At 59.0% G+C, this 23651-nt stretch carries 21 protein-coding genes and 2 tRNA genes; 9 read left to right on the top strand and 14 right to left on the bottom strand.

Features of this window, described 5'->3' with window-relative positions; translation table 11 throughout:
• Nucleotides 1-26: 26 nt before the first annotated feature.
• Together GWQ31_RS02780 and dnaQ are read right to left on the bottom strand one after the other, a co-directional pair.
• Nucleotides 27-1283, bottom strand: coding sequence for a TIGR03503 family protein (locus GWQ31_RS02780; protein WP_099992455.1), 1257 nt, complete (start codon nucleotides 1281-1283; stop codon nucleotides 27-29).
• Nucleotides 1280-2014: a DNA polymerase III subunit epsilon gene (gene dnaQ / locus GWQ31_RS02785; RefSeq protein WP_021137882.1), complete on the bottom strand. Its 735-nt coding sequence runs from the start codon at nucleotides 2012-2014 to the stop codon at nucleotides 1280-1282. Before dnaQ ends, GWQ31_RS02780 begins: the two co-directional genes overlap by 4 nt.
• 75 nt (nucleotides 2015-2089) lie before the next feature.
• On the opposite strand from dnaQ, the gene rnhA reads away from it, so the two are divergent.
• Nucleotides 2090-2554 carry a ribonuclease HI gene (gene rnhA / locus GWQ31_RS02790; protein WP_005309827.1) on the top strand — a complete coding sequence of 155 codons (465 nt, stop codon included), beginning with the start codon at nucleotides 2090-2092 and terminating at the stop codon, nucleotides 2552-2554.
• On the opposite strand, the gene GWQ31_RS02795 is transcribed toward rnhA, so the two are convergent.
• Complete coding sequence (locus tag GWQ31_RS02795) at nucleotides 2542-3264, bottom strand: methyltransferase domain-containing protein (RefSeq protein WP_275908583.1); 723 nt, start codon at nucleotides 3262-3264, stop codon at nucleotides 2542-2544. The genes rnhA and GWQ31_RS02795 overlap by 13 nt on opposite strands.
• Nucleotides 3265-3335: 71 nt before the next feature.
• Here GWQ31_RS02795 and gloB point away from each other — a divergent pair, with 71 nt between their 5' ends.
• Together gloB and GWQ31_RS02805 are read left to right on the top strand one after the other, a co-directional pair.
• Nucleotides 3336-4100, top strand: coding sequence for a hydroxyacylglutathione hydrolase (gloB, locus tag GWQ31_RS02800; RefSeq protein ID WP_125596376.1), 765 nt, complete (start codon nucleotides 3336-3338; stop codon nucleotides 4098-4100).
• 69 nt (nucleotides 4101-4169) lie between these two features.
• Nucleotides 4170-5717 carry a LysM peptidoglycan-binding domain-containing protein gene (locus tag GWQ31_RS02805; RefSeq protein WP_275908584.1) on the top strand — a complete coding sequence of 516 codons (1548 nt, stop codon included), beginning with the start codon at nucleotides 4170-4172 and terminating at the stop codon, nucleotides 5715-5717.
• 85 nt (nucleotides 5718-5802) lie between these two features.
• Here GWQ31_RS02805 and GWQ31_RS02810 read toward each other — a convergent pair whose 3' ends face one another.
• Nucleotides 5803-6648, bottom strand: coding sequence for an endonuclease/exonuclease/phosphatase family protein (locus tag GWQ31_RS02810; protein ID WP_011898910.1), 846 nt, complete (start codon nucleotides 6646-6648; stop codon nucleotides 5803-5805).
• A gap of 111 nt (nucleotides 6649-6759) precedes the next feature.
• On the opposite strand from GWQ31_RS02810, the gene GWQ31_RS02815 reads away from it, so the two are divergent.
• Entirely contained in the window at nucleotides 6760-6984 is a 225-nt protein-coding gene (locus GWQ31_RS02815; RefSeq protein ID WP_034523267.1) for a hypothetical protein, read from the top strand.
• A gap of 6 nt (nucleotides 6985-6990) precedes the next feature.
• Here the strand turns inward: GWQ31_RS02815 and yciA are convergent, their stop codons facing one another.
• The 5 genes from yciA to GWQ31_RS02840 all read right to left on the bottom strand — a co-directional run bounded on the left by yciA (nucleotide 6991) and on the right by GWQ31_RS02840 (nucleotide 14307).
• Nucleotides 6991-7389 (bottom strand): acyl-CoA thioester hydrolase YciA, encoded by a 399-nt coding sequence (gene yciA, locus GWQ31_RS02820; RefSeq protein ID WP_005309782.1) that lies wholly within the window; start codon nucleotides 7387-7389, stop codon nucleotides 6991-6993.
• Nucleotides 7390-7538: 149 nt separating this feature from the next.
• Nucleotides 7539-8351, bottom strand: coding sequence for an NAD-dependent epimerase/dehydratase family protein (locus GWQ31_RS02825; RefSeq protein WP_275908585.1), 813 nt, complete (start codon nucleotides 8349-8351; stop codon nucleotides 7539-7541).
• Nucleotides 8352-8610: 259 nt separating this feature from the next.
• Nucleotides 8611-9609, bottom strand: a complete 999-nt coding sequence (locus GWQ31_RS02830; RefSeq protein ID WP_058395010.1) for a LacI family DNA-binding transcriptional regulator — start codon at nucleotides 9607-9609, stop codon at nucleotides 8611-8613.
• 179 nt (nucleotides 9610-9788) lie between these two features.
• Nucleotides 9789-11705: a transglycosylase SLT domain-containing protein gene (locus tag GWQ31_RS02835; protein ID WP_275908699.1), complete on the bottom strand. Its 1917-nt coding sequence runs from the start codon at nucleotides 11703-11705 to the stop codon at nucleotides 9789-9791.
• Nucleotides 11706-11808: 103 nt separating this feature from the next.
• Nucleotides 11809-14307, bottom strand: coding sequence for an EAL domain-containing protein (locus tag GWQ31_RS02840; RefSeq protein WP_275908586.1), 2499 nt, complete (start codon nucleotides 14305-14307; stop codon nucleotides 11809-11811).
• A gap of 371 nt (nucleotides 14308-14678) precedes the next feature.
• Here GWQ31_RS02840 and raiA point away from each other — a divergent pair, with 371 nt between their 5' ends.
• Nucleotides 14679-15017, top strand: coding sequence for a ribosome-associated translation inhibitor RaiA (gene raiA, locus GWQ31_RS02845; RefSeq protein WP_005309768.1), 339 nt, complete (start codon nucleotides 14679-14681; stop codon nucleotides 15015-15017).
• 101 nt (nucleotides 15018-15118) lie between these two features.
• Here raiA and GWQ31_RS02850 read toward each other — a convergent pair whose 3' ends face one another.
• Nucleotides 15119-15628: a VC2046/SO_2500 family protein gene (locus tag GWQ31_RS02850; RefSeq protein WP_275908587.1), complete on the bottom strand. Its 510-nt coding sequence runs from the start codon at nucleotides 15626-15628 to the stop codon at nucleotides 15119-15121.
• 125 nt (nucleotides 15629-15753) lie between these two features.
• Between GWQ31_RS02850 and GWQ31_RS02855 the strand changes: the two genes are divergently transcribed.
• Together GWQ31_RS02855 and GWQ31_RS02860 are read left to right on the top strand one after the other, a co-directional pair.
• Nucleotides 15754-15838: transfer RNA gene (locus GWQ31_RS02855), tRNA-Tyr, on the top strand.
• A gap of 54 nt (nucleotides 15839-15892) precedes the next feature.
• A tRNA-Tyr gene (locus tag GWQ31_RS02860) sits at nucleotides 15893-15977 on the top strand.
• 127 nt (nucleotides 15978-16104) lie between these two features.
• On the opposite strand, the gene GWQ31_RS02865 is transcribed toward GWQ31_RS02860, so the two are convergent.
• The 3 genes from GWQ31_RS02865 to GWQ31_RS02875 all read right to left on the bottom strand — a co-directional run bounded on the left by GWQ31_RS02865 (nucleotide 16105) and on the right by GWQ31_RS02875 (nucleotide 22320).
• The gene (locus tag GWQ31_RS02865) at nucleotides 16105-19920 is read right to left on the bottom strand and encodes a translocation/assembly module TamB domain-containing protein (RefSeq protein ID WP_275908588.1); all 3816 of its coding nucleotides are present in this window, start codon (nucleotides 19918-19920) and stop codon (nucleotides 16105-16107) included.
• A gap of 61 nt (nucleotides 19921-19981) precedes the next feature.
• A complete protein-coding gene (locus GWQ31_RS02870; protein ID WP_059112544.1) occupies nucleotides 19982-21757 on the bottom strand; it encodes an autotransporter assembly complex family protein in 1776 nt (591 codons plus the stop codon).
• A 269-nt stretch (nucleotides 21758-22026) separates the two neighbouring features.
• Nucleotides 22027-22320: a hypothetical protein gene (locus tag GWQ31_RS02875; protein WP_275908589.1), complete on the bottom strand. Its 294-nt coding sequence runs from the start codon at nucleotides 22318-22320 to the stop codon at nucleotides 22027-22029.
• Between the two features lie 14 nt (nucleotides 22321-22334).
• Here GWQ31_RS02875 and GWQ31_RS02880 point away from each other — a divergent pair, with 14 nt between their 5' ends.
• Both GWQ31_RS02880 and GWQ31_RS02885 read left to right on the top strand, forming a co-directional pair.
• Complete coding sequence (locus GWQ31_RS02880; RefSeq protein ID WP_005309754.1) at nucleotides 22335-22709, top strand: hypothetical protein; 375 nt, start codon at nucleotides 22335-22337, stop codon at nucleotides 22707-22709.
• 78 nt (nucleotides 22710-22787) lie between these two features.
• The gene (locus tag GWQ31_RS02885) at nucleotides 22788-23066 is read left to right on the top strand and encodes a peptidylprolyl isomerase (RefSeq protein WP_005309750.1); all 279 of its coding nucleotides are present in this window, start codon (nucleotides 22788-22790) and stop codon (nucleotides 23064-23066) included.
• Between the two features lie 19 nt (nucleotides 23067-23085).
• Here GWQ31_RS02885 and GWQ31_RS02890 read toward each other — a convergent pair whose 3' ends face one another.
• Nucleotides 23086-23646, bottom strand: coding sequence for a peptide-methionine (S)-S-oxide reductase (locus GWQ31_RS02890; RefSeq protein WP_275908590.1), 561 nt, complete (start codon nucleotides 23644-23646; stop codon nucleotides 23086-23088).
• Nucleotides 23647-23651: the final 5 nt, after the last annotated feature.

The raw sequence follows: 23651 nt of genomic DNA on the forward strand, positions 1-23651 counted from the left end.
GCGGCTTTTTAGTGAAGGCCTGCTCGTTACTGTTCGGGCAGGTTCAGGTCCAGTTTGGCCTCGGGTTTGGCCCCTTCGCTTTCGGCCTTGTGCGCGGCCATCGCTTTCTTCATCGCACGGCGCTTTTGCAGCAAGATGAATCCCACCCCACCGAGCAGGACAACCAGTATCCCAACCCCGCCTAGCAACCATATCAACCAGCCGCTGCTCTCTTTCTCCTCAAATTTGACCTGGGTCGGTACCGCAACCGATGCCACAGGTGTAACCGGAGGTGGGGCCGCCTGCACGGGGAAAATATTGAACGATTTGACCGGCAGTATGACCTGGATCTCGCGGCCCAACCGGGTTGTCCCAAACAGAGTCGCACTCACCTCATACTGACCAACCGCCTTGAGCGCCGACAGATCAACTTCGACTTTGAACCCGGTTGCCACAGCACTGAAAGGCAGACTCTCATTGGTCGTGTTCATCGCCTTGCCTTTGACAACCACGGAGGCGGGATCCAGCTCATCACCGTCGATCAAAAATGAGAGCAGGGCGCCTGCCTCTTGTGACGGGGGCGTCAAGGTGAAGTTGACGGGGAGCGGATAGACAAGCACATCCTGAGACCGGGCCCGGGAGAAGACCTGATTGCCGGTGCTGTACAAAGCCCGATACTTGCCGGCCGGAACATCGAGCAGAGCCTCGGCGGTCATGACGCCATCTCCCGGCACCTCGTCGAGCCCCTTGCCATCATCAAGGTAGCGGCCAAGCACTTCATCCAGAATGGGCTCACCCTGCTGGGTATCATCATTGAAACGCTGCAACTTCACCGTCATGCCGAGATCCGTGAGGTAATACCCGTCTTTGGGCGGCGCATCGTCAATCAACAGCCAGGATTTGAGTTTGATCACCTCCCCTTGATAGAGCTGGGTCGGCAACTGCTCGGTTTCAAGCTTGATGTTCGACAGGATCCGCACCCGATTGTCAGGGTCTACCTCGCCGATGGCCTGCCAAGGACCTGGCATGGGATCACGAATGGTGATGAGATCATGATCCTTGAGCGCCAGCCAGCCCACCTCGGGTGGTGTGACCTTGCCGACATAGAGCTTGCTGCCATCGGGACGCACCAGGATCACGGAGGAGGTGCCCGGCTTGCGCGTGACGATGAAGGTAATCTCCTTCACGCCATAATCGATGCGAAAGCGATTATCGAGCAGGGGAATGTCAGAGGGGGCAAACACCTCGTTGGCCGTGACCGTCAATGAAGTCAACAGCAGCAGGCCACTCCATAGCTTGCTCATTGCCGCCACAGGCAGGCACCTCCCTTCTTCTGGACCAGGTCTAACCTGGCTTCGTGCACCGCTTCGATATCGGCGCCGGCGCGCACTACCTTGAGCGGCGGGCGATTGCTCTCCAGTCGACGAATGCTGGTGTCCTGATTGCGCTCGCTCTCACTGCTTTCGGTGGCCAGGTTCAGCTTGGTCTGGCCACCCGTCATCAGCAGGTAAACGTCGGCCAGGATCTCCGCATCGAGCAAGGCGCCGTGCAGAGTGCGGTGAGAGTTATCTATGCCGTAGCGATCGCACAGCACATCCAGGTTGTTGCGTTTGCCCGGGAAAAGATCCCGCGCCATCGCCAGGGTATCCGTGATGCTGCAGATATCCCTGGTTTTGAAGTTGAGTCCGAGCTTGCCGAACTCATAGTCCATGAAGCTCACGTCAAAGGGGGCGTTGTGGGCGATAAGCTCGGCACCACGAATGAACTCGATGAAATCGTTGGCGATCTGGCTGAACGAGGGCTTGTCTGCCAGGAAGGCATCCGTGATGCCATGCACCTGGATGGCCTCGGGATCCACCAGCCGATCCGGCTTGATATAGACGTGGTAGTGATTACCGGTCAGCTTGCGGTTGATCACCTCCACACAGCCAATCTCTATGATGCGGTGTCCCAGATAGATGGGGCCACCGGCTGTGTTCATACCTGTGGTTTCAGTATCCAGAATGATCTGGCGATTCAGTTGGGGTGTGTTCATGATCCAATCTATGTCAAACTTCGGCCTTACCCGCTAGTTTACCCCAAGACTCACGCTAAAAAAGATCGATTGCTCATGTTAAAACACATTGATTTATACACGGATGGTTCCTGCCTCGGTAATCCCGGCCCGGGTGGCTATGGCGCCGTCCTGGTCTATGGCGATCACCGCAAGGAGATTTCCGGCGGTTTTCGGTTGACCACCAATAACCGGATGGAGCTGATGGCCGCCATCATGGGGCTGCGTACCCTCAATGCCGCCTGCCAGGTACGGCTCACCACCGACAGCCAGTATGTGCGCCAGGGGATCACCCAATGGATCATCGGCTGGAAGAAAAAGGGGTGGATGACCTCAAATCGTCAGCCGGTCAAGAACGTCGATCTCTGGAAAGAGCTGGATGCCGAAGTGGCCCGCCATCAGATCGAGTGGCTCTGGGTCAAGGGGCACTCGGGTCACCCCGAGAACGAACGCTGCGATGAACTGGCGCGCGATGCCGCCAGCGGCAAGGAACTCGCCGAAGATACCGGCTACCAGCCCTGACGTGCCATGCCCGGTGCCGCTATCGACTCAGGCAAACGCCAGCGACGACGCACCGGGATGAGCGGAAAACGCCGTTTGCGCGCCGCTATAACATAGACGGATGCAAACGGTCTGCAGTAATCCCGCCCCACACTCTCCCGCCACCAGCCGATCCGGCTCTGTTTGCTCATGAACGAATAGCCGAAGCGTTCGTCAAACATCACCTCACAACCGAGCAGTTGCAACCAGTCGGTGACCCGTGCCGGGGTGAACATTCGTGCCGACCAGGGCAGACGTTGGCGCAGGAAAGGCAGACAATGACCAATACCGACCAGACTGAGCGGGTTATAGCCGCTGACGATGAGCCAGCCATCGTCGGTCAGCACCCGCTCTGCTTCACGCAGTACCTGGTGGGGATCGGGCGAGAAATCTAGGCAATGGGCAAGCAGACAGGCATCCACACTGCCGGCGCGTACCGGCAAGGCCAGCGGATCGCCCTTGATATCCAGCAAGCGACCACTGGTCGCCACCCCTATCTGGTGGCGAATGGAAGAGCAACCACAGGAGAGCTCTGCGCTCAGGGCGCCCACTTTAAGCAGATGATAACCAAACAGATGTGGGCACCAGCTATCGAGCCGCTCCTGGATCTCGGCAGCCACCCAGTCCCCCATGGGTAACGCCGACCAGCTGGTCGGGACCTCGATTTGTTGTTCGGTACGTGCCAACTGCATAATGGGGCTCAACTTGGGGTGCGAACGCCATCCAGTTATATAAGATACCCTCCCTAAAGAGAAGCTAACTCATGTATACCGTTATCACAGTTCCAGCCTTTACCGACAATTACATCTGGTTGATCAGACACGAAAATCACTGCTTGGTGGTCGACCCGGGCGATGCGGGCCCCGTGCTGGATCGGCTGGCTGCCCTGGACTTGCAGCTCGATGCCATCTTGCTGACTCACCACCACCAGGATCATGTGGGCGGCGTCACCGCCCTGCTCAAGCATTTCCCCCATGCCAGATTGTATGGCCCCAAACATGACCCCATGCCCGATCACCATGGCCAGTGGCTCGATGACGGGGATCAGATCAACTGGCATGGTTTGAGCCTGGATGTGATTCATGTGCCCGGTCATACCCATGGCCATATTGCCTACCACGGCCATGGCATGCTGTTTTGCGGTGATACGCTCTTCTCCGGCGGTTGCGGTCGCCTGTTCGAAGGCACCCCGGCCCAGATGCATGACTCGCTGCAACGGCTCGCGGCCCTGCCTGACGACACCCTCATCTATTGTGCCCACGAATACACTCTCTCCAACCTGCGCTTCGCCTACGCAGTCGAGCCCGACAACAAGGCGATCCAGCAGCGGATCGGCATGATCAGCAAACTGCGCCAGCAGGGCCTGCCGAGTCTCCCTTCTCGCCTGGGCGATGAGCGCGATTTCAACGTTTTTCTGCGTTGCGAGCAGGATTCCGTGAAATTTTCTGCTGAAAAACACGCCTTAAAATGCTTGGAAAATCCAGAGGATACCTTCGCCGTCCTGCGCAGCTGGAAGGACGTTTTTTGAACGAACCTTGATCAGGGGGCCATTGCCCCTTATGATGCCAGCTGTTTTTCAAGAGATGACCTGAGCGAGATGAAGGTACGAACGGCCTTATTGGCGGCGCTGTTTCTCAGCGGCTGCCAAAACCTGAGCCATCAGGATGACCGGGCGCTAACGGCAATCGAGCCGATCAAGTCCCCCCAAGTCAACAAAAAAGCGTATAAAAAACATTCGACGCGCTTCCTGTTCGGTGACGAACAGATCGACGCACTGGATGACACGGATAACCTGTGGGTGCGTATCAGCGATGATATGCAGTTTGAACCACAGGACAATGCCCGTGTCAGCCAACAGCGTGATTGGTTACTGCGCAACGATAAGCATCTGGCGACCATTGCCAGCCGGGCTGAGCCCTACCTGTATCTGATGGTAGAGGAAATCGAACGGCGTGAGCTGCCAATGGAGCTTATTACCATTCCCATGATCGAGAGCATGTTCGATCCCCACGCCCGTTCCCGCAGCAATGCGGTCGGCCTGTGGCAATTCGTGCCTGCGACCGGCAAGAACTTCGGTCTGCGCCAGGACAGCTGGTATGACGGCCGACGCGATGTATTGGCCTCCACCAATGCAGCGCTGGATTACCTGGAATACCTGAACCGCTTCTTTGATGGCGACTGGCTGCAAACTCTGGCTGCCTACAATGCCGGTGAAGGGCGCGTGCGAAACGCCATTGTGCGCAACCAGAAGGCCGGTCGTCCCACCGATTACTGGTCTCTCGATCTGCCGCGCGAAACCCGGATGTATGTCCCCAAGATCCTGGCGATGGCTGACATGATCCGCAATGCGGACAACTACAATGTCACCCTGCCGGTACTGGCCAACAAACCGCAGCTGCGGGTGGTCAATACCGGAGGCCAGATCGACTTGAACGTGGCCGCTCAGCTGGCGGGCTTGCGTCCGGCTCAGCTGAAAGAGGTCAACCCGGCCCTGAGCCGCTGGTCGACATCTCCCCAGGGCCCCTATCGGTTACTGGTACCGGTCGAATATGCCGATACCCTGGAGCTGGCGCTGGCCGATCTGCCGCAGAGCGAGCGTATACGCACCCGCTCCTATCAGGTCACCAGTGGCGATACCCTCTCCCGCATCGCCCAGAACAACGGGGTGAGTGTGCAACAGCTCAAGTTGGCCAACAACCTGCGTGGCAACAATCTGCGCCGTGGCCAGACCCTGATGATCCCGACCGGCAGCAGCAAGGCTGTTGTCAGTCCGGCCGTTCAAAGCAAGCCGCAGCAAGTCGCCAAGCGCAGCGGTGGCAAGCTCCAGTACAAGGTGCGTTCCGGCGACAGCCTCTGGAGCATCAGCCAGGCTCACGGGGTCAATCATGATGAGCTGGCAAAGTGGAACGGTCTCAATGCCAAATCGTCCCTGAAACCCGGCATGAAGCTGGTGATCTGGCCCAAGCAGGGCAAGAGCAGCAACAAGTCCATGGTCTATCAGGTACGCCGCGGTGACTCTCTCTCCGCCATTGCCGCCCGTTTTCAGGTCGCCGTAATGGATGTGATGCGCTGGAATCAACTTGGCAAGAGTGACTATCTCAAGCCGGGTCAGGAACTGACCCTGTTCGTGAAGAACAGCAGCTGATTGTTCACCACTCAATACGAAAACACCCCGCCAAGTGCGGGGTGTTTTTTTATCACGTCTTGCTGCTCCTATCCGGGAGCATCCATCAGGGGGTGATGGCCTGGGCCGAAAAGCGCGCCATGATGGGATTGTGATCCGAGGCATCGGTGGCCGGGCTGCTCACTTCTACCAGATCCAGATTGCGGTAATAGAGGTGATCCAGCGGACGGCCAAATGCGGTACGGCGCAGATCCGGCACAGGAATGGCTTCCTGCAACCCCAGCTCCCCCACCAGCTTGTTCAACCAGAATTCCCGTTTGTCGCTCCAGGTGTTGAAATCCCCGGCCAGAATGACGGGCCCCTGATGACGGCGAATGAGAGCCGTCAGGTCATTGAGCTGTTCGCGGAAGGTGGCCATGCCCAGTTCGAAGTTGACCGCATGCAGGTTTACCACCAGCACACCGTCAGGATCGCCCTGCAAGGGGTACAGGCTGACCAGACCAGATTTTGGAATGCGTAGCAGAGGCTCGGGGGAACGAACGCCGCAGACGAAAGCCTGTGGTGTTTTGGCGACCGTCATGACACCAAATGAAACGCCGCCCTGAGTAAAGGCTTGCAACTGTTGCCACTGAAACTCACCGGCTTTGAGCCAGTCCAGCATGTCCGGACGGGTCGCCGACTCCTGCAACAACACTAGATCCTGGGATTTGGCATACTCGTCCAGCCCCTCGCGCCAGTTTTTACGCTGACCCTTGTAGAGGTTCCAGACGGTAATGCCAAACTCGCGGGGCAAGGCGGTGGAGGCCAGCGCCACCAGTGGCGGCTTCTGGCAGTTGACGCCGGGAATGATGCCCTGCGCCGTGATCATATGATCCTGATCCGGTACCTCGAAACAGCCAACCAACCCCAACGTCAACAGCGACGTACCCAGAATGCGATAACTATTTTTCATTGGCTAACAACCACCTGCCTCTGCATTGTGTCATGACCATCACAAACGTCACCGCTGCCGACTAGGCTCATAGCTCGTGTCCGGCCCGGCTCATCCAGAAGGAATTCAACGATGGCGAGACAGCACCAGTACCGCGTGACATTTTATGATCAACAAGGAAATTGTCATCAAGTGGAGCTTTCCACCGTCTATCAGATCAGACGGGATCCCCAGTGCGATCTCTGCCTGTTCGACACCGAGCAGTGTGTCGGCTCGGAAGAGATGCTGGAACGCATGATACGGCAAAAAACCGGCTTTGAGCAGGAAATATCCATCATCAACGCCCGACTTGTCTGAGCCGGATCAGACGGGTACCGGACGGGATTTACCCTGCTCGTCGATGGCAACATAGGTGAAAATCCCCTCGGTCACGCAGTAACGTTGAGCCTCGTTTGCACGCAGCACCGGCTTGACCCAGACCTCCAGCTTCAGACGCATGGAGCTGCGGCCAATCTTCAGGCAACGCCCGTAGCAACACACCACATCACCGACCTTGACCGGGCTGTGAAAGGTCATGCCTTCGACGGAAACGGTACAAATACGTCCTTTTGCCAGCTCCTTGGCCATGATGCCCCCACCTATATCCATCTGGGACATGATCCAGCCCCCGAAGATATCGCCATTGGGGTTGGTATCGGCTGGCATCGCCAGGGTTCTCAGCAACAGTTCCCCGTCAGGGTGACGTTTTGTATCTACCATCATTACCGCTCTCTCTATCATGAATGGCGGCATGATAGGGGGCGAGCCCCGCCTTGGCAAACCTCAATTGCCCTGCGTTCTCAGCCAAAATGGGCCTTTGGAGCCGCATGTTACCCGGCAGGGAAACACGATTGAACGAAGGCGAGGCAGCCTCAGTGACCCAGTGCGGCCTGCTCGGCAAACCAGTGGGCCGGATCGGGCCAACTGTAGCTAAAACCGAGGCGCTGGCAGATAAGCTGGCCCTCGATGGGGGCAAAGGTCCCGGCTGGCTCGATGAAGCTGGGTGCCGGCAAACCGAGCAGGCGAGCCGCAAATGGATAGAACTGCTCGCGGCGCGGATGCACGGGAGCGCTCAGGTTATAGGCATCCCCGTTTTCTGCGTGCGTCAGCATCAGCTGACAAGCCGCCACCACATCATCCAGATGCACCAGGTTTACCGCTTGGGCTCCGCCATCGAGAGTCTTGCCCGCCAGAAAACGACCGGGATGGCGATCCGGGCCGTAAAGACCGGCGGGGCGCTGCACCATGGCGCACTCAAAACCGGCGGTCAACACAGCCTGCTCGGCAGCGAGCATTCGCTCCCCTCTGGCGTGGCCGGGTCTGGGCTGCTCCCCTTCCCCCTGCCCTGGCGCCCATACCGAAGTGGCGCTGACGAACAGCACTCTCTGCACACCCGCAGCTTTTGCCAGCTGGCATAGCCGGGCGATGGCCGCAGGGTAATCCTCCGTCTTGCTCGGTGGCACGCAGATCACCAGCTCGCGGCAGACCAGTGGCAAAACATCCAGCCGGGCCGACAATTGCAGCGGCCAGGCCTTCACGCCTTCGGCGGTCAAGCGCTCGGCCTTCTCGGCCGAGCTGACCGTCACTACCACGGCCTTGCCTTGCGCCTGCAACGCCCGCGCCAGCGGCAATCCCAGCCAACCGGCTCCCACTATTCCCGTCTGGTTCCTGCATTCTGTTGTCATTGGCAAAAATCCTGGCAAAAAAAAACGGCCATCCATGATGACCGTCGAAAGTAACGAAGGAAATAGCTGGATTGACCAGTTACCTCCCACAGCGGGAAAATCGGGAGCGCAGGCTCCTAATTCGTGGGGGCTATGCTAGTGGCAGGCTGGCCAAAAAGCTTTGAAGCGGATCACAGTTGAAAAGGATTTCTGAAAACGGTTTCAATTTTTAATGCGGAGTCAGCAAAAAAATGGCCCATTCAGGGCCAATTTCATCTCATCAGGCGACAGATTCGCGACGGACTAGTTCTGCTTCGAACTTGAGCGTCAGCCCGTCAACCGGCTTGTGATCCAGCAGACGCAAGGCCAGCTCGGCCGCGCGGCCACCCATCTCCTCGATGGGATAGCGCACTGTCGTGAGCTTGGGGTAGATGTAACGGGCATAAGGGATGTCATCAAAACCCACCACAGAGATCTGCTGCGGGATCTTGTAGCCACGCTCCAGCAGACAGGAGATGGCTCCCGCCACCATGGCGTCGTTGAAACCGAGCACGGCAGTGAACTCTACGCCCCGCTCCAGCAGCTCGCCCATGGCCACATAACCGCCATTTTCATCGGCGAAGGCACGGCCAATCAGTGCAGGATCCAGCTCAATGCCCGCCCTTTGCAGGGCGTAGCGGTAACCCGCCATCCGCTGCAAGCCATCCACAAACTCTTCGTCATCCGAGGTCACGAAGGCAATCTTGCTATGCCCAGCATCCAGTAGATGCTGACACGCTGTGGTAATACCGGCCTGGTTATCCAGCCAGACACAGCGATCCTCTGCACCCGGTACCTGTCGGTTGATGAAGACAATGGGGGTATTGCCTGCCACCAGTTCGCTCAGCTCCTCGTCCGGCAGTGCCTTGCTGTGCAAGATCAAGGCATCGCACTGGCGCTGCAGCAGCGCCTGGATGGCATGACGCTCACGTGCCGCATCATGGTTGCCGGACATGACGATGGTGAATTTGTCCGCCTTGTCGACCATGGTCTCGATGCCGCGCATCATCTGGGCGAAAAAGGGGCCACCACACAGGTCCCCTACCAGTACGCCGATGCAGTTGGATCGCTTGCTGACCAGCGCCTGGGCAAAACTGTTGGGACGAAAATTCAGTTCCTTCATGGCCGCCAATACGGCCACACGCTTTTCTGGTGCCACTTGTGCCGTGTTGTTGATCACCCGCGACACAGTTGAAATGGACACATTGGCCAACCGAGAAACGTCTTTAATCGTTGCCACTATCAATTCCTTTGTTGGGGAAGCCTGTCTGTGTTGATCGGGCGATTATATCGAACCTGTCAGACCAAGACGTGGCGCCCGATCACCTGACAGGTTTCCTTTTGTAACAAAACCTTGTGGGATAATAACCATTTTGGGGAAGGAAAGGGAATTGGGCAGCCGCCAGGGCGGCTGCCGTCTCAATAAGCGTGACTCAGCTCGCGTTCGGACATGAAGCGCAACGGCTGTTGCAGCTTGTGCTGGTAGATGAGATCGAACGACAGCACATTCTGCACATAGTTGCGTGTCTCCTTGTAGGGGATGCTCTCGACCCAGACATCCATTGGCCGATTGCGGCTCTGCTCCCGCCAGCGTTTCACCCGCCCCGGCCCGGCGTTGTAAGCCGCCGTCGCCAGAATACGGTTGCCGTCATACACATCCAGCAAGCGCTTGAGGTAGGCACTCCCCAACCTGACATTGAGGGTAGGCTCGAACAACTGCTCGGGATTGCGATAAGGCACCCCCAGCTTGCTGGCTGTTTCCTTGGCGGTACCCGGCATCAACTGCATCAGACCGCGTGCACCCACCGGCGATTCTGCCCGCGGGTAGAGGGCGCTCTCCTGGCGCGACACCGCATAAAGCAGGCTCATATCGACCGAGCGCTCCCGCGCCATCTGGCTGAAGGTCTGCTTGTAGGGTTTGGGAAAACGCAACTCGATCGCATCCCAGGCTTCGGCGCGGATGCTGGCCAGAATAGCCAGCTCATGCCAGCCCTGATTAAGCGCTATATGACCGAACTCGATGCGCTGGGCAACCGGGTTGCGATCCATGTTGTGGACCCACTCAGCGCGCGCCGCCGTGATCTCGTTCATGTCCAGCAGCTCACGCACCCGTAGCAGGAAGGGCCAGCGGTGAGTTGCAGTACGCCAGTCAGGCACCTTGGTGCCGGCGCTCTGGTTCTTGATGCGATAAGGCACGCCGGTACGCTGAGCCGCCATGAAGCCATAGAAGCCGCGCAAGTTGGCCGTTTCCAGATAGAGATCCCGCGCCGGTTTCTTCTGCCCCTGCACTTCCAGCGAGCGGGCCAGCCAGTAACGCCAGCGGTCCTCTTTCTGCAAGGCCATCGGCATGCGCTTGACCCAACCGGAGAGGCCGCGCCAGTCCTGTTCCCAGATGGCAAGGCGGGCTCTGAGCTCCAGCAGATCCGGGTCATCGAGCCGCACGACAGTGGCATCCACCCAACTGCGCTGGGAAATGGATCGATCCAGCAGCAGGCGACGGGCCACAGCCCGCTCCACCGGCGCCACCTCGGCAGGTGTCAAACCAAAGCGGGAGCGAGCTTGCGCAAGCTGGTGCAACACGGATTCGGGCTGCTGATTGGCATAACGGGCCAGTCCCAGTGACAGCAGTCGCCGGGAGGGTGCTGCCGTGGAAAAGTAAGCCGGATTCATCGCCCTTGCAGGCTGCTCGAACAAGGCGATCATCTGGTCTGCATAAGGCTGCATGCCGCTGCCGAGCTGGGCACCAAGGTGGCGGATCAGGTTCGGGTTTTCCGCTTCAAACGCCAAGGTCATGCGGGTCCAGACCTTCTCCTGAGTGCGCAATCCGGCCTGCTGCCAGAGCTGGAACAAAGGGGTACAGGCATCGGGACGGGATTGGCCACTCAACCAGAGCTTGCCCGCCTCCTGCAAGGCCTGGATCTGCTGCCCCGTGTAGTAGCGGGCCTGATAGTGCATGCAGAGCAGATCGGTGGAACTCGGCTTGGCCGGGTAGAAGCGCAGAAACTGGGACCACTGCTGGCTCTGGGCCAGATGGGTCAGGTAGCTGCGCTCCAGGCGATTGGATTGCGGCGTATCGCCGTGTTCGCGAATGAAGCGGGTTACTTTGTCATAATCTGCCGCCCCGGGCCGAAAGGCCAACTGGTAATAATCCAGATAGGGCAACAGCGGATAATGGGTCAAACGGGCACGAATTTGCTGGAAACGAGCCTGATCGTTGGCACGTACCGCGTCATAGGCCTGACGATAGAGGGACTGATCCATTGTCTGTGCCGCGACTGGCATCAGAAGTCCTGGCACGAACAGCGCCGATAATATGATTCCCTGCACGGCTTTCACCAAAGACGTCTCCATTGAGCAGCAATGCCACCGCCCGCTGGCGGTGGTGTCATGTCCACTCATTCTACCCGTTAACATCAAGGGCTACAGCTCGCCCACGATACTATTTTTCTGCCACCACACAGGTATGGTCGTTGTGGGTCAGACGCCGGACATAGCGCTCCAGATAGGGCACAGGCAGCGGTTTGGAGGCGAGGTAGCCCTGATAGAAATGGCAGCCCTGAGCTTGCAGGAACTCCAGCTGCTGGCGGGATTCCACCCCCTCTGCCGTCACGTTGAAACCCATGTGACGCGCCATGGCGATGACCGCCTCGACGATGGCCATGTTGTCGCCATCCTTGGGAATGTCCTGAATGAAGGAGCGGTCGATCTTGAGCTCATCGGCCGGCAGCCGTTTCAGGTAACTCAGGGAGGAGTAGCCGGCACCGAAGTCATCGATGGCGAAGCTGATGCCAATGGCCTTGAGCTCGCTCATCTTGCTGATGGTGTCTTCCGCATGCCCCAGCACCACCGACTCGGTGATCTCCAGATTCAGGCAGGCGGGGTCCATGCCGGTCGCCGCCAGTACGTCGTGAATGCATTCGACAAAATCGGTGGCATGGAACTGCTTGGCACTCACATTGACCGACAGCTGGGGGATATGGATGCCGTTTTCCTCCCACAGCACATACTGGGCGCACGCCTCGTGCAGCACCCAGTTGCCGATGTCGACGATGAGATCCGTCTCCTCGGCGATAGGAATGAACTCGGCGGGTGAGACCAGTGCCCTCCCCGGCGGTTGCCAGCGGATCAGCGCCTCAACGCCTATGATATCGCCTCCTTCCACCATGTGCTGGGGCTGGTAATAGAGCGTCAGCTCCTGCTGGCTCAAGGCATTGCGCAATTCGTTATGAATGAGCAAGCGACGATCCGCCTGTTGCTGCATGGAGGCATCGAAGAAGCGCCGGGTCTTGCGGCCCGCCGACTTGGCCTGATACATGGCGGTATCAGCCTGCTTGAGCAAGTCATCCACCCCCTGCTCACGCCCAGGAAAAAGGGTAATACCGACGCTGGCACCTATGTGCAGCACCTGCACACCATGGTTGTAAGGCGCAGCAATCTCGCTGATGAGCCGCTCGGCGATGAGGTCGGCCTGCATCTCCGCTTGAGGCGGGCTGGCCGAGAGGGAGGGCAGCAGCAGCACGAACTCGTCACCGCCGAGTCTGGCCAGGCAGTCCCCCTGACGCACCAATCGCTTGAGGCGGCTGGATACCTCCTTGAGCAACCAGTCGCCGGTAGCGTGACCGAGGGAGTCGTTGATGGTCTTGAAGTGGTCCAGATCGATGAACAACAGGGCCCCGATCAGGTTGTCACGGCTCGCTTCGCTGAATGCCTGCGCCAGGGTTTCGTGCAACTGGCGGCGATTGGGCAGGCCGGTCAGCTCGTCGTAATAGGCAAGATCCTGAATGCGGCGCTCAGCCGCTTTGCGCTCAGAGATGTCTTCGAAGCAGATGACAAAATGGCTGATAACGCCTTTGTCATCCTGCACAGGCGTGACGATTTCCCACTGGGGATAGGTGTGCCCATCGAAGTGCAAGCGCTGAGTCTCCCCCTGCCAGCGGTTGAGGGTATTGAGCTCGTAGCCAAGGCCATCAAGCCCTGACCAAAGCTCATTGCCCAGATGCAGACCTATCACCCGCTGGCTGTCAAAACCGGTGATCTGGCTGAAGGCATGGTTGACCCGCAGGATCTTGAAGTCAGGATCCGTGATGATGATGCCTTCATGAGTTTCAAACGCCACCGCAGAGAGCCGCAACTGGGCGTCGCTCTGCAGTCGCTCCAGCTCGGCCACCATACGCACGGAGAAGATGGTCAGCACTGAGTCCAGATTGGGGATCTCAATCTCGCCGGAGAAAAGCAGGGCCAGATGACCCAGGATCTGCCCATTTCGGTCAAACAGCGGCTGGGCGTAATAACGCTGCCCCGCCTTTAGCTGGGGGTTGAGCTGACAATGAGATTCAATGGTGACCACACAGGCTTCACCGCGCCGATAAACCTGCTGACAGGGCATGCCAGCGAGCTCGTACTCCTTGAGGTCGATGCCGTGACAGGCCAGCACCTTGAGGCGATCGCTGCCGGTGCGCTCTGCCAGCCAGACCGCATCCGCAACCAGAATATGAGCAAGCTGATTGACCAGGGTATCGAAGAAATCGAGCCCGGTTCTGGCGGAAAGTGCCTGGGCCAGCTGGGCCAGCAGGGGATCTTGCAACAGAGGAAGCTGCTGGGATAACTCGGCAGGCAAGGGGGTGCTGCGGGTGGTATCGAGCGGCGCAAGCCAGCCACAGCAAACCTGCTGGGCGGGGATGTACTGACCGCTCCAGAGCACGTGGCGCACGCTCCCCTCTTCATCGTTCAAATGGCCGATAAACTGGGCCGGTTGGTGCGAGTGATAGAGTCTGGAGAGAAAATCGGAGAATCCGGGTTCATCATCTGCAGCCAGCTGACCGGCCCAGGGGTGTGCGCCCTCCCCTTGCCAAAGCTGGTAAGAGGCATGATCGGACAGGCTCCACTGCTCCTGTTGTCGATCATAAAACCACATCATTTGAGTGGCCTGCTGTTTCATGTACTACTCCAACACCACAACAACCACGTTCAATGCCCGAATAACTTGATAGCGCCCACATTCACAGGTCGCACTACGGCATGACGAGGTGCGGCGGGAAGTGCGAAAGATGCGAGACTAAGCGGTGGAAACCGGACATGAGGTCGACATGCGGCGCTGCCAAGAAGGGACAGAAACGATCCAAGTTTTCCCATACTGCCTGCCTGTTTCATGGAGCTCAAGCGCTTTTTGGTGCAGAACGGGAAAAGATCACAATTTATATGTCCCGTGATAGTAAAGGGCTCATTTCGTGACACAGATCACATTTCATTATTCCCCCATGAGTAATCTGAAGGTGAAGACACAAGCAAGACGACCCGAAGGGGGCCAATATGAAAATCGAAATTACCAGCAAAATCATCGACATTACCCCGGCTATCCGCGAGCGCATTGAATCCCGCTTTGAAAAGCTCGAACGTCTTCAGGTGCCTCTCATCACACCTCATGTGATTGTCTCCAAAGAGCGTCTGATGTTCATCATTGAAGCCACTGCTGGCATCCCCAACGGCAAACTGTTTGCCCAGGCAGAACACGAGGATCTCTACGCCGCCATCACTGAACTGGGGCAAAAGCTGGAGCGTCAGCTCACCCGTCACATCGAAAAACCCATTGCCCGTCGGGCGGCGGCCAGTGCCAAGGAAATTCCCCAGCCGGACGAAGCCGACGCATAATCCGCAATCACATCACACCAATTTGAATTCAAAGGCGGGATCTTCCCGCCTTTTTGCATGCTGACTGTTGTACGATCCCCTTGATGCTTGTGCCGCTGCCCTCAACTTAACCAGTGCAACCGTGTATCCACCCCTTCTTGCAGTGCATTGAGGACTGGCAACATGAGCAAGGGATCGTCACGCCTTGGTTGATCCGCCAGCTTGTGCTGCCAGCGCTCGCGACCCAGGGGCGAGAGGTTGTCATAGACGGCAGGATCCAGCGCAGCTTGCGGGCCGAGCAAAGGCGGTGATCGCAGCGCCAGCCAAAGCCTCACATCCACCATGGATCCCCCCTGCTGCAACCGCTCATTGAGGTACGCAGATCCCCCATCATCCTCGCCTCCTTGCAAGGGGGTCACGGCCGGTAGTTCAAAATGGCTACGCCAGACCCGGCTATCTGGCTTGGAAACCCGCACCGGATCGAACCAGGGCTGCTCTTCCACAGCATCGGTCAGCAGGGCCAGGTGCAGACGAAAGTCGGCCCTGTCTCCGTGCTGGAGATCACGGTTGAGACGCTGCCCCAGCTGGGCCTCGTCAACCAACAGCTGATCACGAATCGCGCTGGGTAACATGAGATAACTCTTGGAAATAGTGGTTTCATTGCTTATCGGCCGCAAATCGGATCCTTTGAGCAGGAAAAATCCTGCCAAGGGGTTCACAACGACAGAAGATCTGTTAGTATGCGCCTCGCACTTGTGGAGGGGTTCCCGAGCGGCCAAAGGGATCAGACTGTAAATCTGACGGCTCTGCCTTCGAAGGTTCGAATCCTTCTCCCTCCACCATTTCAAGTGCAGCCAGTACGCAAGTCAGGCCAATAAACGTATGCAATACCCCGTGGAGGGGTTCCCGAGCGGCCAAAGGGATCAGACTGTAAATCTGACGGCTCTGCCTTCGAAGGTTCGAATCCTTCTCCCTCCACCACTCTTCAGAAAACCCGGCCTGGCGCCGGGTTTTCGCATTTCTGGCCATCAGGATGTCGTGTGACCCACCCTCACACTGCCCCCATGAAAACGGGAGGCCAAGGCCTCCCGTTTTGCATCCCCCAGCCCTACAGGGTGAAGCGGTAGAAGATGTCCACCGCCTGGGCGACGCCGCTCATGGCCTGTAGATAGAGCCTGGGCATCAGCTCGTAACGCAGTTTGAACTCGGCGATGGGGCTGAACACACCGACCCCGTACTGGAACTGCAAACCGGGCAACAGATAGGCCGACAGGGTCACCTGAGTGTTGTTGCCACTGCCGGCGGTATCGAGCGCCACATCGCTCATGCCGAGGGATTCCCCCAGGCTGGAGACCACGCCATTGGCCTGGCTGACGGCACCGGCCACCAGCAGGCCGTTGAAACCGCCATCTTCACCACTGGTCTGCAGGCCCTTGCCGCGCAGCAGATAGGAGAGCTGTTCGGATTGTGCCATCTGCGGCTCGGAATAGACGGTGATCTTGGGCTTGCTCGCCGGCCCGGTCACCCGTACCCCGACCGTCACCTTGTCCTCTATGGTATCCGGATCCCGATAGGCCTCTATGTTGAGGAAGGGCCGATCGAGCGGGCCGGAGAAGAGGATGCGGCCATCCTTGATGATGAGGTTCTGGCCATAAGCCCTGAAGCGACCATCGTTGAGCACCAGCTGACCATTGCCCGCCAGTGGCCGGGAAGGCTGCTGGCTGATATTGATGCCGCCGCCCACCCGGGTCTTGAGCCCCATGGCATCGAGCCGAACGTCATCCCCGAGCCGAATGGCCAGCTTGATGGCCATCGGCAGCGGCGCCGCCTTGGGCACAGGCGGCAGGTCGTCATAGATCACGGTCACATCGTCGGAGACAGAGACAGCACTCTCCGGCAGGCTCTTGACCAGGATCCGCGCCCAGGGAATATCGACCTGACCACTGACTAGGGTCTCCTCTCCCAGCGAGATGGCGATGTCGGGGGAGAGCCGTACCCGTCCCATGCCCGGATACTGGGCTTCCAGTTCCTTGCCCTGAATGGTGAGACTGCCCGTTACCGGCATGCTGGCCCAGCTCAGCCAACCACCCAGCGCCAGCGGGCCCTTGCCCACCAGCATGGTACCGTCAAGCTCGGCCCGGTTACCTTCTATCTTGAGGTGGGTCACCAGCTTGGAGAGGGTCACCATGTCGGAGTGGGTCTGCACCTCTCCATCGAGCAGGTTGAGCTGACCGAACAGCAGAGGGGACGCCAGTGTGCCATCGAAGCGGGCATCGGCCGAGATGACTCCCTGCAGGGAGCGCACCTCGGGAATGAGGGGTGCAAACGTCGTCAGCTTGAGGTCATCAAACTTGAGCTGGCCCGACAGAGTGCCACGACCGGCCGGATCCTTGATCAGCAGATCGGTATCGATATGACCTATCTGTTTGGAGACGAAGTCGAGCCTGATCGCCGCCTGCTGGCGTTCAAAATCCACCCCCAGTTCGAGGCGCTGATAATCGGTCTTGAGCCCGTCAGCCACGAAGGTGCCCGGTGTGGTGCGTACATTGGCATGCAGTGTCGGCTGATTGCCACGCCAGCTGGCGCGACCATCCGCAGAGAGCACCGCCTGCCAGCGGAAGTTTTCCGGCAGCCAGGGACGCAGGCGCTTGAGATCAAACTCGCTTAGGGCAAACTCCAGGCTTCCTTGCTGGGCCGAGACCTGGCTCCCCTTGACGCAGAGGCTGGCCCCCTGGGAAGTCAGGCAGAGATCCCCCATGGTCAGCCGCTGGCGTGGCAGATCGAGATCAAGGGCCCAGGGGTCGGTCAGCTCCCAGCGCCGCAACGGCGTCTTCAGCTTGAGCTCCGACAAGGCACCACGCCAGCGATCTCCGCGCAGCCCGCCGCTCAGGTTGAGGTTGGCCGCAACCGGATCGCCCTTCATGGTCAGACTCAGCACATGTTGGTTGAGGTCGCCACTGAGCGTCAGGGCCAGCTGACTGAGGGTGGTTTTTCCCTGCGCCAGACTCGCCACCGTCAGCGCCAGTTCACCGGCCGGCTTGTCACCGACCAGGGCATTGCCCTTGATGGCGATCCCTTTCAGATCCGTGCCCGCATAATAGAGACGGCTGGAGACCAGTTCAGTAGTGACCCGCGGCGCTTTCTGGTTACCGGTCAGACGCACCTGTCCCTTTATGTCCCCTTTCAGGCCAGGATAGAGCCCCGTCAGATTGGGGGCATTGAGATCCGCATCCAGTCGCCACGCCTGCTGGCTGAGGCTGCCCTTGGCCTGCAACCGGTTGGGACCGCTTTGCAGCGCCAGAGCAGGGATCTGCCACTCCATCTTGTCGTTGCCGCTGAGCTCGCCCTGGATGGCGAGCGGATACTGATTAAGCTTGCCCTCGACTTTCAGCTCGGGCAGTTGCAACTGCCAGTGACCCGCCTCGCTCAGTTCGAAACGGCTGACTATCTTGCCCGCCAGCTTGCCCTTGAGTTCAGGCACCAGTTCGGCGGGATTGATCTCCTTGAATTCGGTGGTGCCCTGCCAGCGAACCCCCTTGTTCCAGGCCAGCTTGCCATCGAGCTTGAGCTCCCCCTTCAGGGCGTTGAGCAGCAGGTTTATCTGGTTGAGTTGTTCCAGATCCCCCTTGCCCGTCAGCGCCAGCTTGAAGGGGGGCACATCCGTGCCCTTGCCGGCGGTATTCAAGGCAAATTGGTAGGCAGAGAGCTTGCCCTTGGCGGTCAGGCTGCCCTTGTCCAGCTGATAGCCGGGCTCGTCCTTGGCTGCTTGTTTGGTGACGGTGTGCAAGGGCCAGCCGAGGCGCTTCCACTCCAGCGCCAGGTCAAACGGCAAGTCAGGGTTGAGGGGGGCCAATGACCCCTTGAGGTTGGCGGCCACAGGCCCCTTGGCTTGCAGTGCCAGCGCCAGCTTGCCCACTGAGCCACCCAGGGTCAGGGTCGCCTGCTCCCCTTTCAGTTCCCCATCCAGCAACCCCTTGCGGGCTTTGGCATCCAGGGTCAACGCCAGCGGATAATCCTCGGTCAGCCGGACATGGCCCTTGAGCGCCAGATCCGCCATGGCATGGCGCAGGGAGAGCTCGCGCACCTCGATGCGCTCCTCTTTTGCCGTGGCCGACAACCGCAGAAAATCGAGCCCTTCGATCAGCTCCCCTTGCTGGTAGTGCAGCTTGGTGGCATGCAAACCTTCCAGCTGGATCGGGAATGGCAAGTGAATGGCAGGCAAGGTTATGGGTGCTGTCTGCTCTGCCTTGCCCTTGCCCGCCTGCTGCGCCTTGGCGCTCAGCATGGGTTGGGTGGCAGCCTTGTCTGCAGTCGCCTTGTCTTTGGTCGCTTTCTCTCTGGCAGCCTTGTCTGCAGCTGGCTTGGCTGCATTGGCAGGCGGTGTCTCGGCCAGGATCACGCTCAGACCATCGAGCACGGGCCCACGCACTATGAGCCCCTTGCGATTGAGGGAGGCACCGATTTCCAGCGACGTGAGGGTTACCGCGACCCCGGGTACCGCCAGATCCAGATCTGCCACCTTGAGGCTGTCGATCTGAATTTTCAGCGGCAAGGGCCGCCAGACAAAAGGCTCCGATGGCGTTTCCGGTGTCGGTTCAGACTCGGCAACCTTCACCACAGGATGGGTAACCGACAGGGATTTTATCCAGAGCTTGCCCTGCAGCAGCTTGCCAAGATCCCAGTCGAGCACGGCCCGATCCACAGTGACATCCACCAGTTCATCCTGCCAGCCGACCCCTTCCAGGGTCCAGCCGTAGCCCAGTTGGCCAGCCACCAGCTCCCCCTTGAGAGAAGGCAGCGCAGCCCTGGCCTGCAACCACAGCCACTTGTTGCCCTGGTGGGTGAACCCCAGCAGGCTGACGCCGATGAGCAGCAAGAAGACCAGCCCCATCAGCCAGAGAAAAATGCGTTTTACCCAGATCACAGTGCAGACCCCCGCGAAACATGCAGCCGCAGCGGCCAAAGAAACGTGCGTTCAAACGAAATCATAATTCAGGCCCCAGCGCGAAATGCAGCCGCAGCGGCTTGTCTTCCTCGGAAATGCCCACCGCCAGATCGAGCCTGACCTGACCTATGGGGGTCACCCAGCGCACACCGACACCTGTCCCTATCTTCCAGGCTTCGCTGTAATCCTCGGTTGCCGTGCCGCCATCCACGAACAGGGCACCTAGCCACTTGTCGCTGAACCGGTAGTTGTATTCGGCACTGGCCGCGCTCACGTAGCGTCCCCCCAGCAACTTGCCATCACTGTCTCGCGGCGAGATGGTCTCATAGCCGTAGCCACGTACCGTCTGATCGCCCCCGGTAAAGAAGCGCAAGGAGGGGGGTACCAGCGAGAAGCTGTCCCCTATGATGGCGCCCTGCTCGGCCCGCAGCAGGAAGCGGTGATCATCCCCCAGGGTTCGCAGCCACTTGCTGCGGCCCCACACCCGCATGAAGCTGATATCCGATCCCCAGTAAGGGTCGGAAAACTCCAGGGTCAGTTGCTGGCGATCACCCCAGTCCGGTACCAGACCACCTCGCACCCGCAGCCGCGACCAGGAGACGCCGGGGATCAGCAGCAAGCTGTTCCCTTCATCCTTGCCCTGCACATAGCTTTCGTTTTCAAGCCGAATGAAGACGTCACGGTCCCATGTCTCCGGACGCCGCGTCCAGCGGTGGACGCTGAAGGTGGCGAGATCTGAGCGGGTATCATTGTTGTTGGTATAGCGATAACCGGTTTGCAGGGAGTAGTAATCCCGCAGCGGGTTGCCCACCGGGATCTGGTAATCAAAGCTGAGATCGGCCTGAGGGGCGGATACATTGGCGGTCGCGTTGAGACGGTGACCATAGCGGTTGACCCAGGGCTTCTCCCAGGTGGCACTCATGCGCGGGCCCACGTCGGTGGCAAAGCCGACACCCGTCTCTATCTCGTGGTCAACCCGGTTGGACAAGGTGACCTGCACAGGCACACGGTTGCCCTCGGCCTGACTGATCATGGGCTTGATATCCACCTGCTTGAACAGCTTGGTGGAGGAGACATCCTGCGACATCTCGGCCATCCGGATCGCCAGATAAGGGTCGCCACGCTTGATGTTGATGAGCGGTCGAATGAGGCGCAGCGCCTCCGGTGTGGCGTCGTAGTGGATATCGCCAAAGTGATAGCGGGGGCCGGAGCGGAACAGGATGAAGATTTCGGCCGTGCCCTGATCCGGGAACACCTTGACCTGGCTCTTGCTGATCTTGGCATCGAAATAACCCCGGGCCAGCCCCAGGTTGCCCAGATCCGCCTTGATGGATTCGTACTTGCCGTGGTTGAGGGCATCGCCCTCTTTCAAGGGCAGCTTGTCCAGCAGCTCGCTGTAAACCTCGTCGCTGCCCGCGTCCCCTTCCAGCAAAATATCGAGCCGAGAGATGATGACAGGCTTGCCCGGATCCACCTCTATCACCACCTTGGAGGGAGCCTGCTTGTCGCGGCTCAGGGTGATCTTGGGCTGATAGTAGCCATAGACCTGCAAGGCTTTTTGCACGCTCTCGGTGATCTTGGCGCGCGCGGGGCGGAACTGGCGTTCCTGATAGACAGGCAGGGCATTGAGGTAGGCTTCAACGTTGCTCTTGTTATCCCCTCTCAGACCCTTGATCTGATAGGTGAGCTTGGCCGCCATGGCGGGCGTGACAACCAGCAGCAGACATAGGCTCAGGCCAAGTGCACGAAGCCCGCGACGGAACGCCCGTCCGGGCGGTGAGATCCCTGCTGGCAGGGGCGGATTGCATCCTGTCAAACGTCAATTTCCCCGAAGAACATGATTAAAATAATGCAGTATTCAGAACGATAATGAGGCTCACTCGATGGCAAGCGCGCCTCATCCTAGCATATCCCCAGCCCAACATCAGAGCGGGGTGGCATTGAAATTCACCATATTATTGAAGCCTTTGCCGACCGGGTGACCCCCTTTACCCCCGCGCCAGCCACACTGACCTGCGCCATTGCGGGTAAAAAGGGGAATTCCTCGCCCGTCAGGCCATGAAGTACCGCCTCAACGGCGGCGACTCACGTCAGGGGCCCACTCTCAAGGCGCTCCGGATGATGCGACATCCATTGTCGGCAAACGGTCAAAATGACATCACCGCCCTCATGGCTTGCCCCCAAACACTGGCCCTGGCGTCCCCCTCCCTTGAAGGCATGTCTATTTAGACGATATAAATCAATTGGTTGAGTAACAATAATCAAAGCCTCGTTCACCTCAATCGATTTATCCCGCTGCCACCTTGCCTCTCCCTCCACCACACTGGGTCTATCAACAAAGGGACGCACATCATCTTCGCCAGCCTTGGCGTTATTCATTGAGGGGACACATCATGCATGCACGTAGCGAACAGATGGCTGACTATATTGCCGATCGTCTCGAGTTCATCACTTTTCTCGCCTGTTGCAGCGCCATGCTGGCCTTGCTGACGGGCATGAACGGCCAGCAGGCGCTGGCCTTTACCGCGCTCAATCTGCCGTTCGGGCTCGCCATTTTGCTGGGGCTAGCCATGCTGGCACCGCTGCCGGCACACTGGCGCCTGCCGGGTGTCACCCTGCTGCTGGCAGGCAGTGCGCTGGCCACCCTGCAACTGGGTGGCAACTGGCTCAACCCCCTGGCCATCTGGAGCCTGCATGCCCTGCTGGGCCTGGAGATACTGTGGCAATCACGCCCAAGAGCGCATCTGACGGCTCACCTGCGTGGCTAATGCCAGAGTCCGGCTGACGTGTGCGATGAATTGGGGTAATCTTGCGCCCCGATTTGCCATCCGCCGAGGAGCACCCGAATGAAGAAAGCCTGTGCCCAGCACATCCTGGTCAAGACCGAGAAGCAGTGTCTGGAGATCAAGGAGAAACTTGCCAAGGGAGCCGACTTTGGCCAGATGGCCAAGCGCTTCTCCACCTGCGCCTCATCCAAGCGCTCGGGGGATCTGGGGGAGTTTTCGAAGGGTGACATGGTCAAGCCGTTTGACGATGCCGTGTTCAAGGGTGAGTTGCTGACCGTACTCGGCCCTGTGCGCACCAAGTTCGGCTTTCACCTCATCAAGGTGCTATACCGCAACTGATTGCTCATAAACGGATGGCTCAGAGCTCGGGTGACAACACCAGGGGCCAACCGCCGCACCGGCGGGCATAGAAGCCAAAGCGCCAGGGATGGCGTTGTGCCCAGTTATCCATCTCGGGTGCCGGCGTGAACTTGCTATCCGGCCAGAGCGATACCCGGCTAGCCCGACCATGCAGGGCCTGCCAGCGGGTCAGGCTGATGTCAGCCAGACGCCATTGAAAATCATCTCTTGGCAACAGCACAGGGGCAAATGCCTGACCACGGTTGCAATATTGTCCGCCCCCATCATTGCCATCCACCAGTTGCCAGAAAATGTTGAGCAGATCCCCATATCCCACCAAAGCCGGATCGTATTCGATGCGTACCGCCTGACGCCGCAGCGCCCTCTTTTCAGCCTCCGGCTTTCCTTTCAGCTCGGGCGTGACATAACCGGGCTCGACCCGGGTCACGCCGGGCACGGCTTCATATATGATCTCGGCGCGCCACATGTCCCCTGCCGCCATGACAGCCGTGTCCGCCCAGAGCGGTGTGCTTTGGAAAAGCAGCAGGATTGAGATAAATTTACTAACGTTATCAGTCAATTAAG

The organism is Aeromonas sp. 2MA4, from assembly GCF_029237305.1.
Lineage (GTDB): Bacteria > Pseudomonadota > Gammaproteobacteria > Enterobacterales > Aeromonadaceae > Aeromonas > Aeromonas salmonicida.